Source organism: Gemmatimonadota bacterium (assembly GCA_016704275.1).
GTDB lineage: Bacteria > Gemmatimonadota > Gemmatimonadetes > Gemmatimonadales > GWC2-71-9 > Palsa-1233.
Genome location: JADJAK010000011.1, coordinates 33,627 through 49,688 on the forward strand (window position 1 = coordinate 33,627; position 16,062 = coordinate 49,688).

The window sequence follows — 16,062 nt, forward strand, 5'->3', positions numbered from 1 at the left end:
CTTACCGCCGCGGGTCCCGGGTGCGCCAGCGTCGTGCCGCTCCGGGTGGCAGCATTGCCCCAGCATTCCAGCCCAACGCGCGGCGTGGCATCTTTCCGCGCTCGCCGGACGCCTGCCACTCTGCCCAGGGAACACCCCGTGGCTCTGCCCCCCGAATTGACGCCCCCTGACTCCCCCGCCGACTGGCAGCTCGCACTGCCAAGCACCATGCGCGGCCCAGCCACGACGCTGACGCGCATCGGCAAGGGGATGTCGGGAGCGGCGGTGTATCGGGTGGACGCCGGGGGTGAGTCGTTCGTGCTGAAGCTCACCTCGGCGGACGAGCCGCTCGGGCCGTGGCAGGCTCGGCTCGAGGTGCAGCGTGCGGCGGCCGCATCAGGGCTGGCGCCTGAGGTGGTTCATGTCGACGAAGCCCGACGCGCCGTACTGAGCACGCTGGTGGTCGATCGCTCTTGGCCGGCCTACTTCGGGAATCCCGCCACGCGAGGCGCGGCCATCGACGCGCTCGGCCGGATGCTCGCGCAGCGGGCCCACCTCCCCACCCCGCCCGGCATGGGGAGAGCGGAGGTGCGGCCGGTGCTTCAGGCGATGTGGAACGCATTGAGCTCGGACGCCACGCTGCCCCGCTTTGTGCATGAGGTGGTCACTGCGCTCTGCGCCGAGCCGCCGGTGGCGCAGGGTGGCCCGTTGGTCATGAGCCACAACGACGTGAACCCGTCGAACCTGGTCTTCGACGGCACGCGCGTGCTGCTACTCGACTGGGACACCGCCGCGCCGAATGACCCGCTCTACGACCTCGCGACGGTCGCGATGTTCTTCCGGATGGACGAGGGGACGTGTCAGCAGCTGGTCGCTGCGCACGACGACGCGCCGACCGTGGGGCTACCCGAGGCGTTCCACTACTACCGACGTTGTGCCGCCGCGCTCTCGGGGTGGCGGCGATGAGCGCGGCGCGTGCGCGGGGGCATGTTGGCATTGAGATCCCGGCCGACGAGGCGACGCCCACGCTGGGGGAGATCTACCAGCAGCTACGCGCGGGCACGATCGACATCCAGGGCGTGGCGGGTCAGTGGACGTTCGGGTTGGCGTTGGTGAAGGAGGCTGCTGGACTGCCGAGGTAGAGTTGCGGCACCGCAGCCAAGGCCGCTCACCGACAACATGGTCGGGTCAGAGCGCCCCGTCGCTCGCGTAGCCTTCGGCTGCCATGATCGCGCGCACCTGCCGGGCCAGTCGTGGCAGTTCGGTTTGCACCATCTCCCAGGCGAGTTCGAGGTCCACTCGGAAATACTCGTGCACCAGGACGTCGCGAGCACCAGCGATGCTCCGCCATGGGATCTCGGGATACCGCGCTCGGAAATCTTCCGGCAATCCCTTGACCGCCTCGCCAATCACGGCAAGGCGGCGAACGACCGCGTCCTGCTTCTCGACATTGGCGGCGAAGTCCTGAAACGTCAGGTCCGCGGTGTAGCGCAACGAGCGTAGTGGCGTCGAGCAGTTCCCCGAGGAGCAGCGGGACGGCGCGCGTCACAGCAGGGGAACGACTTCACGAAGGATCCGATCGCGCAGGCGAGGGTGGAGCGAATTGCGCGTCGCGACATCGACGTCCCGCCCCAGGGCTTCACGGAGTTCGACCTGCAATCCCACCAGGTCGAGCAGACTCCGCCCACGCTTAAACTCGACGAGGAAATCCACGTCGCTGTCCGGCCGCGCGTCGCCTCGGGCGACGGAACCGAAGACGCCGGCGTGGACGACGCCATGCTGGCGCATGGGCGCCTCGACCTGGCGACGGAGGGTCTCGAGGGAGGGACTCATACCTAGGAATCTAGGGCCAGGGGCGAACGGGTGGGTAGTGCCGGCCTCGCAGCCTACCGATTGGGGGCAACAGGGCTTCGGGCTGGCGCTGGTGAAGGAGGCTGGGGCGCTCAAGCGGTAGGGCGGCGGGTCGCCTCAGCGGGGCGCTGGCGGGCAACGTGCCACTTCAGCGGCGGCGCGCTGCATCAGCCATCGGCCCATCTGTTCGGTCGCGACGCCGGCCATATCTCCCCCGAGATTCTGCAGTACGATGACGCCGAGGCCCGCCGCCGGCTGGAGGAAGACGGCGGAGGCGTGGCCATCGACGTTGCCGAAGTGCCACAGCAGCGGCGTCGCCTTGCTCGACGCCAGCGCGACCTCCCGGAACCAGCCGAGCGCCATGTCGACGCGATGGGTGCCATTGGCGCTGTCCAGCTGCACCTGCGGTTCGAGCATGCGGCGTGCAACCTCGGGGGCGACGGCCGCGCGCCCCGCCGCGGTCGTGCCCAGATGCGCGATGAGGAACGGCGCGAGATCGCGGACCGTGGACGTCAGCCCGATGAAGCCGGCGACGCTGCCATACCGCGCGTGGACCGACTGCTCGACCCGCGCGTCATCCTCGTCCCAGTAGAACGCCGCGAGCCGTTGCGCCTGCGCGGCCGTGAGGGTGATCCCGGAGGACGTCATGCCGAGGGGCGTGAGCAGCCGGGCTCGCAGCAGCCGCTCGTACGGCACACCGGCCACGCGTTCGACGACGTGGCCGAGCAGCGCATAGCCGTAGTTGGAGTAGTTCATCGCGGTGCCCGGCCGCGCGCGCAGCTTGGTGATCGGCAGCGCCTGGTACAGGTCGGTCACCTCGTAGGCATCCCAGACGCCGGGGTCGATCGGGCCGGCGACGGGTTGATTGCGCCGATTCGGTGGCTGCTTCGGGAGACCGGCGGTATGCGTCAGCAGATGCCGCACGGTGATTGCCGTCCCCGATGCGTCGGTCGGCAGGCGCACCGAGTCGGGGAGATACCGCGCCACCGGAGCATCAAGGTCGAGCCGCCCCTCGGCGGCCAGCTGCAGCGCGAGCGTCGCGGTGAAGAGCTTCGTCACCGACGCCACGTTGTAGGGAGTGTCGGCCGTCGCCGGAATGCGCCGGCCGACGTTGGCGTACCCGACGCCGCCGGCAAAGACGAGTGCGTCCCGCACCACCACGCCGATGCTGACGCCGGGGATCCCGGCGACCTTGGCATAGCCGGCGATCGCGCTGCGGACGTCGGTCTGAAAGTCGCGCGCGAAGCAGCGCCCCGCAGCGGACGCGGGCGTTCCCTGGCCGACTGCGGGCGACGCGCACGTCATCGCCACGAGCACCCCGCCAGTGATGCATTGCCACATTGGCGGATGCCTGGTTAGGCGGAAAGAAGCCCAGCGCGCATCGCTAGGCACTCGTCGTGACGCCGTGCTGCGCGAGCAGGTCGGCGATTGCGGCGCGGTGGGCTGGTGGCACCGGCAGGGCGCCCTTGGAGAGCGACACGAAGCGCCCCTTCGCTTGAATGAGCAGTGTCGACTCGGGCGTCCAGCTCACCGAGCTGATCTTCTCCCATGGCAACAATCCGTAGTACTGCCAGAGCCCCAATTCTGTGACCTGGAGGCGACTGAAGCCCACCACCGCCATGAAGGGCGACTGCAGGAGCATGAGCCCCGGGCCGCCGAACGCCCAGATCGAGCGTCCTGACGTGCTGGACAGCATGGTCATGAGACTCATGAGCGGCACCAGCACGGCGAGCATCAGACAGAGCCAGCGCATCGGGTGTGGCCCGCAATCGAGGATGACCGTCCCGCGACGTGCCCTGCCCCGGAGCCAGAGGCCGAAGAACACCGCCAGCACGATGACATAACCGACCGCGCCGACGATCCCTGCCGCCTGGAAGAGCGAACGGTGAGTGACGGAGGCGACCACATATGAGCCAAGCCCGACGACGACGATGATCGCCACTGTGCAGATCAGGGCGTTCCTGACACCTCGGTCGAGCATGGCCGGCGTGATCTGGGCTGGCAAAACCGAGCCCTCGGCAAAGCCCCCCTGGACGCGAAGCCATGCTGTTCGCCGCGCGGCGAGGTGGCGGGTCACCGCATACACGCCAAGCAGCAGCACAAAGGGCAGCAGCAACAGCAGGGGGAGCAACGAGCTCATCAGAACCACCTTGCCGGAGGAGAGAACGGAGCGCGCAGGTGCACCAGTCGCCCTATGCCCCGCGGCAAACGACCGCCAGGCGAGGCAATGCCACTCCGGAAGCTACCAAGGGTCCGGCCGGGGTGCGCCGCCATGCCCTGACCTCACTCGCAGTAGATCACGCCGGGGACGCGCGACGCGCTCCGCGCATGGTCCCCGATCCACATCGTGGCGCGATCCGGCTGATCGGCCGAAGTCGTGACGCGAATCGTAGCCGTGAATCCCTCACGGTCCCCCGCGACTTCAGCATGGTACCCATCAGCGGGTCGGTATGCCGTCGCCGCGACGAGCGCGTCCAGGTTCGCGGCGTAGGTCTGATGGTCCTCGAAGTACTGGTTCTGGGCCAGCGCGATCTGGCGAAGGCTGGAGCGGACGGGCTGCAGCGGATCGGGGGTGGCACCGTCGCGATCGGTTCCGCGCTTGGCCACCGAGAGCGCCGAGGCGGTGACGCCGGCAGTCAGTGCCGAGTTGGCGAGGCCGATGACGAGTAGCGGGACGATCGAGGGATTGGGGAGCCCGAACGCGAGCCCCAGGGCCCCGAGAAAGGCGAGCGGTGCCAGCCCCCCTAGGGCGCCCCAGGCGGCGACCCGACGCGGAGAGAGCGAACCGGTCTCTTGACCCCGTTCGAAGTGGGCGATGACCAGTCCGGCCACGGTGCCCGAGATCACCCCGATCATCGCATACACGAGCGCGTGGAGAAATAGCCAACCGCCGAGCGAGAACGGATCGCGCGATCCGGGCAGGTCCGACTGGGACGTCCAGCTACGCCATCCCATGAGCAGCCCGAGCAGGAGCCACGGGCCGGCCCAGAGTGCGGCGAGCCTGAACAGGGCCCGGAACTGACGAGAGAACATTATCGCGGCTCCTCACTCGGTCGTGGCCAGCTGGCGTTGTGCGTTTCTGCGGAGGGGCCGGCCAGCCCCGACCACAGTACCCGCTGCCTAGTTACCCAGAGGCGCGCCCGAGGCGCGCACCATCTTGAAGATCCCGATCTGAATCTCGTCATCCGGTCCGGAGGTATAGGTCCAGACGCGATCGCCTCTGACCGCAATCAGCTCATGCTTGGGGGGAAACACCACTCGGCCCAGATACTTGCCGGTCACTGCAAATACCTCGAACGTCGCCCGCTCAAACCAGGTGATCTTGGGACGCGCCTTGCCGGTCGCGGTCGTCGGGCGCTGCTCCGCCGGCGCGTAGGCGTCGAGCCACACGCGACCGTCTCGATCGGCGAAGAGGTCGCGGATGGCCGGCTTGGTCCGTGGAATGCTCACGCGTTCCTCGGGCTTCACATTCGGGCGACCGTTGAAGGTCTCCGCGACCTTCTCCCATTCTGCCCGCTCTTCCTTGCCGAGCTCGATCGGACGCGACTGCCGCACGACCGTCAGCTCCTTTCCGCCGACCTCCGCGGTGAATCCGAGGACGCTGGTCGATGCCCTCAACAGTCCGCCGAGGGGACTCGGCTTCGCCAGCAGACTCTTCATGAATGTGTACCGCGACCCCTCGGGCATGCCGAGCACGAAGCCCGGGCCGAGTGCCGTGCTGCCGCGGAGTGTGTCGAGGGGCGTTCCGTCCGGTCGCATGCGGACGTACGCGACCGTGTCCTTCCCAAGGCCGTATTGAATGACCACGCGACCAGACAGATCGACCTCGAAGACATCCGGGCCGAACACGGTGCTCGCCGTCGCGGCCGATACCGAACGTCGCACCTTCCCATCTGCGCCGAAGTAGGTGATCCGGCGGTTGCCGGGGTCCCAGGCGACGAGAAGGGAATCGCCGAGGAGGGAGAGTCCCAGCAGTTGTTGGTACTCGCCGGGTCCACTGCCCTTCCGGCCCACGTTGCCGATGAACTTGCCGTCGGCGCCGTAGTGGCGGATCTGGATTGCCTGCCCGTCGAAAATGTAGAAGTCGCCCTTGGGTGAGCCGACGAGGCGTCGCACCGACCCCAGCGCGTACTCCGGCGGGCCATCGATGGTCCCTAATGAGCCGACCGGCACCAGTCGCACGCCCGCGCCCCAGGCGGCCGCCCCGTCCGCGCGAACCACGGGGGACTGCGCGGCGGCGGGAGCGGGCGAGAGGGCGATCGCCATCAGGATGGTGAGGCACGCGGCTGGCATTCTCATCGAATCGCTCCTCGGCAGGTGCGCAGGTGTCCGCAGCTTTGGCGTCGGGCTCCGACCGCAGAAACCGTCGTCAGGAGGCATCGCGGACCCGGCTATAGCAGAAATGATCACAAGGGTCCGGAGAGACGTTCGGGTTCGAGCCCCAACGGCGTAGAATGCCTTCAAGGGTGAAGCCGGCCTTCTCGAGCACCCTCACGGACTGCACGTTCGCCGTATGGCACGTCGCCCAGGTGCGATGCGCCCCGCCCTGCTCAAGCCACCACGTCGACACCGGCCTGAGTGCCTCGGCCATGAACCCGCGCCCCCAGCCATCCCGCCGCAGCACGTAGCCAAAGTTGACCCCATGCTCATCCACTCGGCTTGCCAGAGAACCGACCACGCGATCGGTGGCGCGTTCCACCAGGAAGTGGATAAAGGCACTCCCGTCGAGCCACGCGGCCTCGCACCGGGCGACGTGCGCTTCGGCCTGGGTCACGCTTCCGTGCGGCTGCCACGACAGGAACCGCAGGGCCTCGATGTCCTGAGCCCAACCGTCGAACATGGCCGGTGCATCGCGCAGCTCTGGGCGGCGCAGCACGAGCCGTTCGGTGTCGAAGGTCTCGGGTGGGATCAACGCTACCACAATCGCTCCTTCGCGTCAGGACGGGGTGCGTGTCTGCGCCGAGGCCCCAGCCCCGACCGCCGGAAACGCTGGCTCCCCAGCATCAATACTTCGGCCTATCGAACACAACGACACTCTGGACGCCGTCCGCATCGGTCTGCAGTACCAGCAGCTGCTGGTCATTGCCGCCGAGTATGGTCGAGGTTGCCGCCAGGGTGAGGCGCCCGACGAGCGCCTCGCGCCGCGCGTCGACGATCCACCAGGTCGCCACAGCGTCCTTCGGCTTCCGAAACTCCTGGAACCAGACGGTACCTCCGACGGTGACCGCACGCTGGGCGATGGCCTGACGCTCGACCACGGGGAAGTTCGCGCCGAAGATGAGCCGGAACTTCCGCACCCAGCCGGGATCAGGGTCCTTGACCGAGGCGATCATCGCATCGGCGTATGCCTTGGCGCGCTCGCGTCCGGAGATTGGCACGATCGGGAGTGCGACGCCGCCCTGGGTTCCGTCGGCGCGGCGAATCGTGACGCGTGATTCGCCAATCACGAGGAGCAGTGTCTTTCCGGCAGCGGAGGCGACCAGCGACTCTCCGAGAAAGGGTGTGCCATACGAGGCGCTGCCATGCCCGCCTTCCGCGTCGGTCTCGGCGTAGAAGTAGCTGTGCGACCAGGGGTGCGTCCCAAGGGTGACCCGCTCGGTGCCACGCACCCCGAAGAGCGCGAAGAGATTCTGGTAGAGGCCGTTCCGCGGCTGCTCCGAGTAGACCCTGACGGTCGCGAGATAGCTCGATGGGGAGGCGATCGCCTCGAGCTGGACCAGCCCCTTCTGGCCGGGAGGCGCTTCCGCGATGAAAGAGCGGATGACGGTCCCCGCGGTTCGCCAGAGCGTGACCCGACTCAGGAGCCCATCGTAGGTGACGATGGTGTCTCCGAAGGTGGCGATCCGGTTGAGGCCGCCGAAGTCACCCGGTCCTTCGCCCTGGCGACCGAAGCGCTTGTCGACGGTCCCGCGCCGATTCACGATGAGCACATTCGACGTGCCGGCATTGGCGATCGCGATCCGCCCATCGGGCAGCACGCCGGCCCCACGCACCTGATCGAGCTCAAGGTCACCGGTGGTGAAGCGCTGTGGGCCGAGGGTGAGCGTGGGCACGCCGGATTGCGCCGGGAGGGTGGCGGGGAGCGAGAGCAAGGCGAGGAATACAGCGAGGAGGAGACTTCCCTTTCGCCGTGCAGGCCCGGTGCTGGAATGCCGCGCAAACGTCAAAGTCATCTCCGTGGTTACCGCTGAGAGTGGAAGCACCAGACTACTTCGGCGGTTGCCGCAGCTGGCTCCGGGGAATCACGGTCATACACGCGCCAATGACGACCTGGTTCGGGGCAGCCCAGGCCGACCACCGCTCGCGTGGAGTCCCCTTGCAATCGCCCTGATGGGCGAACACGAAATGGACCTGAACAGGCCCCGCCGCTGCTGGGCGGCCCTCCGTCTCGAAGCCGAAGCGCCACCTGCGGACCGCGCTGATCGCGGTTGCCTTAAAGGCGGTGTTACTCGCGCGCACCACCGTGACCGAGCTCGAGTCGACGGCCCCGTCCGCACCGACCCCGAAGGACACCACGGCGTCGCCGCCTATCCCAGCACCCCTGAAGGCCGGGGGATAGGTTGGCAGCGCGTTGGTCGAGTCCCACACGAGCCCAACCCGCGCTGGGCAGTCCTTTGCGACCGGGCACCGCCTGCTGCGGATGATCGTCGCCCAGTCTCCCCCGAGGTAGTCCTGAGCGGGCGCCGTTCCAGGCGTCAGCAGCACGACACTCGACACCAGGGCCGATACGATTGCTTGACGAGACATATGCAGCTCCTTAGTGAGAGGCATGCGCGGCCGCGGGCTACCGCTTCTCCCGAAACGGATATCCCACGACATACTCGACATCGTCCGCATCGCGGATGACGCCGACGATGTGATCCTTGCCGATGTCATGCACCACGAAGCCCAGCGGCAACCGCACGGTCCCCAGGAACTCGCCGTCGTTGCTGAACACATACCACCGGGCAGGAACATCGGGGCGCCAGCGCGGGCCCTTCCCCATGTCGGCGTTCATCGGCCCCATGCCGTCGAGCTCGATGTACTCTCGCACCCAGACACGCCCCATCCCGTCAACCTTCACGGCCGAGTACGCTGGCAGGGTCTTCGGGAGCTGATCGAGGGAGAGGTCAGCCTCCATGGCGCTCCGCTCTTCGGGGCTGCCACCGAAGTTGTCGAAGAGTCGTGCCTTGTGCCCATCCACCACCGCCGCGGTCATCGGGACGTCCGGCTTCGACAGCCGGACAATCCTGGCGACCCTACCCTCTGGGTTCCGCGAGGCGATCTCGAAGTGCTCCGGGAATCCGGTCACCATCCAGCCCTGCTTGCTTGCCACCTGGAGCCGCTTCCCGAACGGCGCCGGGTACGACCCCATCGGGTGCTGCCGCGTCTCCACGTTGGGCACCCCGTCGAGCGCTTCCCCGAGCGTCCCGTCGAGGGCATAGCGTTGGAGCGTGACCGAGTCGCGGTACATCCCTGGAGCGCGCTGCGATTGCGGCAGCCGCTTGGAGGCGACGAGGCTCGACCCGACCACCGCCACCGTCATCGGAAAGCCTCCGTCCGGGAGCGCAGTCAGCTTGAACGCGCGGACAAAACGGCCCGGGACGAAGACGGCCACGTCGGCGCGATTGATCACGGCATAGATCGAATCGCCGAGGCCGGCAAAAGTCTGGACCATTCCGCCTTGGCTTCCGGGGAATTCCCCAGGCCCGCTTCCCTTCCCGCCAGCCCGGCCCAGCACCGTCCCCGTGGTGTCGACAAAGAGCAGGTTGGGCGCCGTGAGGTCGAGAATGGCGATCGTGCCGCTCGCGAGGACGTGCACCGCCGTCACATGCCCGAAGAGTGGCGCCTCGGCGTCGGCCCCGCTGCCAATCCGGAAGGCCGGGGTGGTGTCGACGGTGATCCTGCCGGTACCACTATCGAAGGCGTTCTCGACGATCCGGATGTCGCCGCTGTCGCGAGAGACCGCACCCACTCGGCCCGCGCCGCCTCCGTCCGAACAGCCCACGATCCCCAACGTGAGAAGCAGGTACCTCACCGGCTGCGACATCTGATCTCCCGAGGGGGCTGTTGGCGGAGCGCGACTGCTGGAGGCTACTGGCTGACACTGCGAAGGAACGGGAGGACGGCCGAGGTGAAGTATGGCTCTTCGGTGCCCCAGAAGATGTAGTTGAGGCGGAGGCGTGTCGAGGCGTAGGCGTAAAGTTCGGGGACGGTGATCTGTTGCCCGGTGTCGCGGTTCCGGTCGGCGAGGTTGCCATCCTGCACCGCCATCGCGGCGATCACCCCTGGCGGGCGCTTCTCGATCAGGCCGAGGCTGTTGGCCCGCTGCCAGGGGCGGTAGGGCATGATGTCCGGCCCGCCGACTCCGGCGCCGATCGTGGCCGCGTGCGCGTGCACGCTTCGGAGGAAGTCGCGACCGTCGTTTGAGAGCGAGTCACCGGGCATGAAGTTGGCGTAGATGATGACGCAGGATTTCTGGAAGGCACCGCGCGCCGACGAGAGCATTTCGAGGATGCCTGCAGCGTAGGACGCGGGGGAGTAGCCGGAGGGTTGCCGAGCAGGGTCGTCGAAGCCGACGGCGGTCTCGGGGATGACGATCCCCTCGACGGAACCGTCGAACTCCTTGGCCAGTGCCGTGAGGAGGCGCGCGAAGCGCTCGCGCACGGCGGGGTCCCATCGTCGGGCGACCCAGCCGGCGAATTCTGTCCGACCGTCGGCGTCGGCCTCGTACTTCCCGGCGACGCCGCCGTGATAGGCGGGGTCGGTGCGGAGGTAGTCGGGGGTCACCGGCGTCTTGCTGAACGAGACGTCCTGCAGTTGCAGGAAGAGCCGCTTGTCGTGGCGTTTGAGGAACGCGAGGTCGCGGCGGATGGCGCGGAAGTCATAGCGACCCTGCGCGGGCTCGAGTTCGCGCCAGGTGTACTTGAGTTGGGCGCCGACGATGCTGGGATGCGCCAGGAAGGCGGTGTCGGCGATGCGTTCGCGCTCCTGCCCGAAGAAGATGTAGTTGTGCGGGCGGACGTCTCGCTGCCGGTCGGGCGTGCCGCAGGAGGGCGGCGACGCAGCGAGGAGAGTCAGGAGGAGTGGGAGCATTCAGCGGAGTTCCGGGAGGTCATGGAAAATGGACTAGCGTCGCACGTTCCCGCGACGCCTCGAGTCGGTACGGTCAGCGAAACCGGATCGGAACCCGGAGTTCGGCCGCATGCTCAGGAAGGCCCGACGGGTTGTCCTTGGCCAGGATCAGGGTTCCCGTTTGCGAAGCGGGCGGTGTGAAGGTGAGGGTGACCTTGAACGGCACGAATGCTTTGGTCATCCATTCCCCGTCGGCCTGTGCGGGTACCACCGCGATGGTGTCCCCGTCCGCATTGGTGAGGTAGACGGGAAATGACGCCTCGAAAAACCAAGGCCCCCTGGCCCTGCCCTCAAGCGTGAGGGGGCTCTGGACAATCGCATTGGGCAGCGGCGTCCGGAGCTCGATGAGGTCCGGTATCGCGGCGGGCTCGCGGGCGGCTTCGCGGTTGCAACCCAGAATGAGAAGCGCCAGGAGCAGGGGTATTCTGTTCATCAGAGACAGATCTCCAGCACTTGGGCCCGCAAGACTCTCTGGCACCTACTGTGGCGGGGCCTGCCGAGGCCCGTGCGCGTTTGGTGCCGAGCGCTCAGGTGATTCTGCAGGACTCCCTCCCGACGATCGTCCATCCACCGGGCGTCCGCCGCAGCTCCCACACGCACGACTGGCCGAACCCCCACAGTGTGCCGAGCGGCGCGCGTTGCGGGTAGGTGCAGCTCACCCTGACCTCTACCCATTTCCGGGATGAATCGGCACCGGGGGACTCCCGCACGTCGACCGTGTATCCGACCGGCGACGCTTCGGCGCCGGTGAGGCGAATGTCGGGACAGTTCAGCACGGGAGGGGGCGGCTCCATGCTCGCGCCGATGACGCCGCTCGCCTTCAGGAGCGCACGCGTGGCGGAATCGCTGGCGAAGAACCGTTCCCCTTCCCTGCGGCCTGCGCCTCGCAACGAATCGCTCACCAGTCGCCGGACGAGGCTCAGATAGCTCGAGTCCGCGGCCTGTGCCGAAATAGTGGGGCCAGCGCATTCGGCATGGCGGCGAGGAGGGCAAGGAGTACGAGGCCTTTACGCATGGTGACTCCAGACCCAGAAAAAGAGGAAAGGAAAAAAGGGGCCGGAACAAAGCCGCCGCCCCCCCCCGGGGGGGGGGGGGGACCCCCGTGCCCCTCTTCGCCCGGGCGCCCCCCCAGGGGGGCCCCGGGCGGGTTTTTTTTTGGGGGGGGGGCCGGGTTCGGGTGCGACGACTGTCGGGTACTGCGGTGGCAACCGCTACGGCTTGCCCTTGTACATGCAGACCCCGTGGACGAGCGAGGCGTCGACGACCTTGGACGGAAGCCAATATCGGCCTTCCCGGATCGAAGTGAACTTCACGAAACTGCTGGTGCCTTCACTCCGGCCCGGCGAGCCGATGACCAGGTTTGGACTGGGCTGGCAATAGAGGAACTCGGTGATGCTGAGGGACGCCGTGAGCGTATCGCCTCTGACGGTGACCGGACCGAGCTCCAAGGCGGTGTAAGACGAATCCGCGGGCGTCACGGGACGCCCATGCAGCGCACCATACAACCCACTCCGGACCGTTCGCCACAGGGCATTCGAGGTGTCCGGCACTTGAATGGCCCATGGTCGAGCGGTCGTCGACAATGCTCCGTTCGCCACCTCCTCCCCAACCTGCCGAATGACCGCCGTGAGCACGATGCGGAGTTCGTTGGCACCGACCTGCGACGTGGGGGGACTGCCCGCTCCTTGAGCGGCCAGGACACTCCCCGGTATTGCGATGGTGGCACAGACGCTCACCACGAATCGCCGTATCATGAGGGACCTCCCCTACTGCTTTCCGGCAATTCGAAACCTGTAGGTAGCGAGCTTGACGACGCCGTCCTTGTCGGTCGATTTCAGGACCACGCGGTCATTCCCGAACGCCACGGGCAGCCCGCCCCGATCAGCTCGCAGTCGGCCCACGATCGCCCCGTCGGTCCGGAAGCCCGTTGCGCTCCAGCTGGATTCCCCTGGCGTATGTCCATCGAGGACCCACAGCGTGCGATCCGGCGTCACAAAGAGCTCCGCCGTGACAGGGAGCGAATCGGCGAAGGGAGCGGCCCGCAGGAATGCCTCGACACGCGCCGAGTCGGGTGAGGTGACGTCGCGCGGTTGACTGTACCACGCCGACATGGTCACCGAGATATTCTCCTGCCGCATCTTCGCGGTGACCGGGCGTCGTGGCGTGGCCGGCAGCACGATCTTCTGAATGACGACTCCCCGGCTGTTCCGCAACACAAGCTCATATGATGTGCCGGTCGTGCTCGCGATCAGAGTGTCCCAGACAGTCGATCGGGCGTTCGGCCCAAAGCGGATGAAGTCGGTGAGGTCAGGGCCCCGGCTCGATGGAATTGCGCATTCGCCGAAGCAGCAGGTCTGGCATGGTAGCAATGGTGGTCGCAGCGCCGCGGGGCGGCAGCAGGAAGATGGATGCGACGGAGCGGAAGTCCTCGCGCGCGCCGCCCATCTCTCGATATTGCCCCGCATTGGTCAGGATCACGCGACCGCCCGGCAATACGCCGACCGGCGTGGCGTACACGCCGGGGATGCGGTCCTGCACCGGCTCCGAACGGACTACCCCAGCGCTCGGCACGATCCAGTTCAGGCGACGATTGTTCATGTCCAGCAACAGCAGGGTGTCCGCACGCAGTCCGAGCATTTCGCGGCCGCCCATGAACTCACCCGGGCCTGCACCGTGCCGACCGATGGTGCGCCACGGCGTGCCGTCGCGATTGAAAAGCAGGACCCGATGCCCCTGGACGAAGCACGCCAGGCGTCCGCCTGAAAGCAGCGCCACATCTAGCAGACTGGTGAGATCATAGGCCGGATCTGCATCCGGGCCACCGACGATCGTTTCAGGAGCCGCGTCGAGGACGAAAGGAGTTGCACGAGCCAGCGCCGCCCGATCGTGAACGAAAGTCGTCACGCCACCCGCGAGGGTTCGCTTCGGGAGCAGCACGGCACCAAGCCGGTCGGCTTGCTTTGCGGCCGCTGGCGAGGTCAAGGCCAGCAGCGCGCCCGCCACGAACAGTGCCACCCATGTCGATTGGCCTTTGCCGATGGGGCGGCAGCTCACCGACGCCACGTGTATCCGAAGCCGAGGCCCATCAGCGCTGCCGCGGTGCCGGATCCGTTCGGCGCATATCCCACCCCACCGGAGAGCGACGCAGTGAAGCCCCCGTTGGCGACATACTGGTAGCCGGCCTGGAGGCCCGGTCCGTAGGGACGGCGACAGTGTGCAAAGCAGCTCAGCTCGACCTCGATCTGCGCGACGCTGAGCTCGAGGAAGCCACGGTGCCGGACACCGGCGGTATAGCCACGCACACCGCCCGCGACCGTGACGCCCGTGGCATCGCCCTCAAGGACCGATGGTGTGTACCCGAGGCCCCCGAAGAGAGACACTCGGCCACTGCCGAGGTACTTCTCGCCTTGCACCCCCAACCACCCCATGGAGTTGCCGAAGCCGGCCAGGAACGATGTCGACCGCATCTGAGGCTGAAGCGTGGGCTCGGCCCGTTGTGCGTGCGCCGGGGCGGCAAGGAAGGCGAGGGTGAGCATCAGGCCAAATGCGCGCATTGCAGGCTCCGCAGCTCCGAGGAGGGTGGTGCGTGAGACGTCGTCCCAGTGCCTAGGCCGGGCAGTCGCCGCCATCTGGATACCAGCTCGCTCGCCCCTTAGCGTCCGTCCGCCTCGCCCCCGGCCCCACGCGAGCGTTGTTCCCTATGCCGCCTTTGTATTCTGCCGCCTCGCGCGTCACCAGGCCGCACCCCGCCCCCCCTCCACGTTCACCCCGGCCCGCGCTGCCATCCCCGTGAGCACCGCCCCGACCTCAGCTGGTTGAGCACGTCCCCTCCCCGACATTGATCACGTCGCTAGCCCCCCCCGCGGGGGGCGGTCCCCCCCCGCCCGGGCCGGGGGGGGGGGGGGGGGGGGGGGGGGGGGGGGGGGGGGCGGGTGGGCGGGGGGCCGGGGGGGGGGGGCTCAACCCTTGCCATGCCGGCCGCGCCCGGATCGCCGCCCGGCCGGCCGCGGCGGGGCCGCGCGCGCGGCGCCGCCGCGGGGCGGGGGGGGGCCCGGGCGGGCGGGGCCGGCGGCGCGGGGGCGGGGGGGGGGGGGGGCGGGGGCCCGGGGGGGGGCCGGGGGGCCGGGGGGGGGGGGGGGGGGGAGCCGGGCCTGCCCAACTGCCACCGTGCGTCACGACGTGATGGGCACATGATACTTCGCAAGGATCTTCACTCCCTTGGCCGCAATGCCACGCACGACCAGCGCACCCTGATAGGCGAGGAACGGCTGACGGTCCGCGCGACCAAGATAGAGCCGGCTCCGCTGCGCATCTTTCGGATCGAGCGTGCGAAGCTTCATCGTGTCTTTGACGTACGGTTCCCAGGTCGGTCCATTCCAGTACATCGCGACCTCGATGTGCGGCGTGCTATCCGACTGCACGGCCAAGGGCCCGACTGCAGGTTCGGATACCGCCAGCATGAAATCGAGGTTCTCCCACCAGTCCGTGAGGTAGACGGGTTCTTTCAGGACCCCTCCGTAGAACACGATGATCCGAGGGGCGGCATACGCCGGGACGGAGGTGTGCGCCTTCATCGGCGCCCCGGTGCCGAACCCGACGAGCGCGAGCAGCAGCATGACTCCCTTCATCGATGGACCTCCGTGGTGATCGTCCGACGGCTTCAGTTTACGCAGTGCGAAGGTGCGAGCTATATGTGGGAGCGGCAGAGACGACCGTTGGTTCCCCGCTCTTTGGTCAGCCTCTGGAGAAAGCCAAGCTTGTCCGGTTGCGGCGTGCCCTTCCAGCCTGCCTGTTTCGTGATCGTGATGGGCCACACACCTGCCCAGCATTCCATGAAGGCGACGGGTGGGTCGCCAAGCAGCACGAAATAGTCGAGCGGGTTCCACCTCCCGCCGTACAGCGCAGAATAGGTTCCGCTCATCTGCCAGACACCAGCCGACAGCAGGCCCTCGCTGAATGGTCCCTGTCCGCGCAGGTCCTTCGGAGCCTTGAGGGTCACGATGAGCGAGTCATTCCCCTTCGTAGGAACGCGAGCGGTCGTCGAGAAGCCGAAATAGAACGCACCATCTGCACGGGCGTCACCGATCATTTCCCAACCATCCTGGATCTTGCCATCCC

At 67.7% G+C, this 16,062-nt stretch carries 20 protein-coding genes; 2 read left to right on the plus strand and 18 right to left on the minus strand.

All coding sequences use genetic code 11. The annotated features are described in order from the left end of the window. Positions 1 to 138: 138 nt before the first annotated feature. Entirely contained in the window at positions 139 to 945 is an 807-nt protein-coding gene (locus tag IPG05_15915; GenBank protein MBK6496560.1) for a phosphotransferase, read from the plus strand. After that, positions 942 to 1,121: a hypothetical protein gene (locus IPG05_15920; GenBank protein ID MBK6496561.1), complete on the plus strand. Its 180-nt coding sequence runs from the start codon at positions 942 to 944 to the stop codon at positions 1,119 to 1,121. The genes IPG05_15915 and IPG05_15920 overlap by 4 nt, the downstream gene beginning before the upstream one ends. A gap of 46 nt (positions 1,122 to 1,167) precedes the next feature. On the opposite strand, the gene IPG05_15925 is transcribed toward IPG05_15920, so the two are convergent. The 18 genes from IPG05_15925 to IPG05_16010 all read right to left on the minus strand — a co-directional run bounded on the left by IPG05_15925 (position 1,168) and on the right by IPG05_16010 (position 16,033). Next, a complete protein-coding gene (locus tag IPG05_15925; protein ID MBK6496562.1) occupies positions 1,168 to 1,473 on the minus strand; it encodes a DUF86 domain-containing protein in 306 nt (101 codons plus the stop codon). Between the two features lie 51 nt (positions 1,474 to 1,524). Further along, positions 1,525 to 1,812: a nucleotidyltransferase family protein gene (locus IPG05_15930; protein ID MBK6496563.1), complete on the minus strand. Its 288-nt coding sequence runs from the start codon at positions 1,810 to 1,812 to the stop codon at positions 1,525 to 1,527. Between the two features lie 135 nt (positions 1,813 to 1,947). Then, positions 1,948 to 3,141 (minus strand): beta-lactamase family protein, encoded by a 1,194-nt coding sequence (locus tag IPG05_15935; protein MBK6496564.1) that lies wholly within the window; start codon positions 3,139 to 3,141, stop codon positions 1,948 to 1,950. A gap of 73 nt (positions 3,142 to 3,214) precedes the next feature. Then, the gene (locus IPG05_15940) at positions 3,215 to 3,970 is read right to left on the minus strand and encodes a hypothetical protein (protein ID MBK6496565.1); all 756 of its coding nucleotides are present in this window, start codon (positions 3,968 to 3,970) and stop codon (positions 3,215 to 3,217) included. 143 nt (positions 3,971 to 4,113) lie between these two features. Further along, positions 4,114 to 4,863, minus strand: coding sequence for a hypothetical protein (locus IPG05_15945; GenBank protein ID MBK6496566.1), 750 nt, complete (start codon positions 4,861 to 4,863; stop codon positions 4,114 to 4,116). Between the two features lie 87 nt (positions 4,864 to 4,950). Continuing rightward, the gene (locus tag IPG05_15950) at positions 4,951 to 6,129 is read right to left on the minus strand and encodes a hypothetical protein (protein MBK6496567.1); all 1,179 of its coding nucleotides are present in this window, start codon (positions 6,127 to 6,129) and stop codon (positions 4,951 to 4,953) included. A 70-nt stretch (positions 6,130 to 6,199) separates the two neighbouring features. Then, on the minus strand, positions 6,200 to 6,751 hold the full coding sequence (locus IPG05_15955) for a GNAT family N-acetyltransferase (protein MBK6496568.1): 552 nt from the start codon (positions 6,749 to 6,751) through the stop codon (positions 6,200 to 6,202). 82 nt (positions 6,752 to 6,833) lie between these two features. After that, positions 6,834 to 8,003, minus strand: a complete 1,170-nt coding sequence (locus IPG05_15960) for a hypothetical protein (protein MBK6496569.1) — start codon at positions 8,001 to 8,003, stop codon at positions 6,834 to 6,836. Positions 8,004 to 8,037: 34 nt separating this feature from the next. Further along, positions 8,038 to 8,577, minus strand: coding sequence for a TonB family protein (locus IPG05_15965; protein ID MBK6496570.1), 540 nt, complete (start codon positions 8,575 to 8,577; stop codon positions 8,038 to 8,040). Between the two features lie 37 nt (positions 8,578 to 8,614). Then, complete coding sequence (locus IPG05_15970) at positions 8,615 to 9,859, minus strand: hypothetical protein (GenBank protein ID MBK6496571.1); 1,245 nt, start codon at positions 9,857 to 9,859, stop codon at positions 8,615 to 8,617. Between the two features lie 44 nt (positions 9,860 to 9,903). Continuing rightward, entirely contained in the window at positions 9,904 to 10,905 is a 1,002-nt protein-coding gene (locus IPG05_15975; GenBank protein MBK6496572.1) for a hypothetical protein, read from the minus strand. A 73-nt stretch (positions 10,906 to 10,978) separates the two neighbouring features. After that, positions 10,979 to 11,377 (minus strand): Gmad2 immunoglobulin-like domain-containing protein, encoded by a 399-nt coding sequence (locus tag IPG05_15980; GenBank protein MBK6496573.1) that lies wholly within the window; start codon positions 11,375 to 11,377, stop codon positions 10,979 to 10,981. 778 nt (positions 11,378 to 12,155) lie between these two features. Beyond that, the gene (locus IPG05_15985; GenBank protein MBK6496574.1) at positions 12,156 to 12,698 is read right to left on the minus strand and encodes a hypothetical protein; all 543 of its coding nucleotides are present in this window, start codon (positions 12,696 to 12,698) and stop codon (positions 12,156 to 12,158) included. A 12-nt stretch (positions 12,699 to 12,710) separates the two neighbouring features. Then, positions 12,711 to 13,157: a hypothetical protein gene (locus tag IPG05_15990; protein ID MBK6496575.1), complete on the minus strand. Its 447-nt coding sequence runs from the start codon at positions 13,155 to 13,157 to the stop codon at positions 12,711 to 12,713. A 94-nt stretch (positions 13,158 to 13,251) separates the two neighbouring features. Continuing rightward, positions 13,252 to 13,959 (minus strand): hypothetical protein, encoded by a 708-nt coding sequence (locus IPG05_15995; protein MBK6496576.1) that lies wholly within the window; start codon positions 13,957 to 13,959, stop codon positions 13,252 to 13,254. A 35-nt stretch (positions 13,960 to 13,994) separates the two neighbouring features. Further along, positions 13,995 to 14,498 (minus strand): hypothetical protein, encoded by a 504-nt coding sequence (locus tag IPG05_16000; protein ID MBK6496577.1) that lies wholly within the window; start codon positions 14,496 to 14,498, stop codon positions 13,995 to 13,997. 618 nt (positions 14,499 to 15,116) lie between these two features. Continuing rightward, a complete protein-coding gene (locus IPG05_16005) occupies positions 15,117 to 15,560 on the minus strand; it encodes a hypothetical protein (GenBank protein ID MBK6496578.1) in 444 nt (147 codons plus the stop codon). A gap of 71 nt (positions 15,561 to 15,631) precedes the next feature. Further along, complete coding sequence (locus tag IPG05_16010) at positions 15,632 to 16,033, minus strand: hypothetical protein (GenBank protein MBK6496579.1); 402 nt, start codon at positions 16,031 to 16,033, stop codon at positions 15,632 to 15,634. Between the last annotated feature and the right edge of the window lie 29 nt (positions 16,034 to 16,062).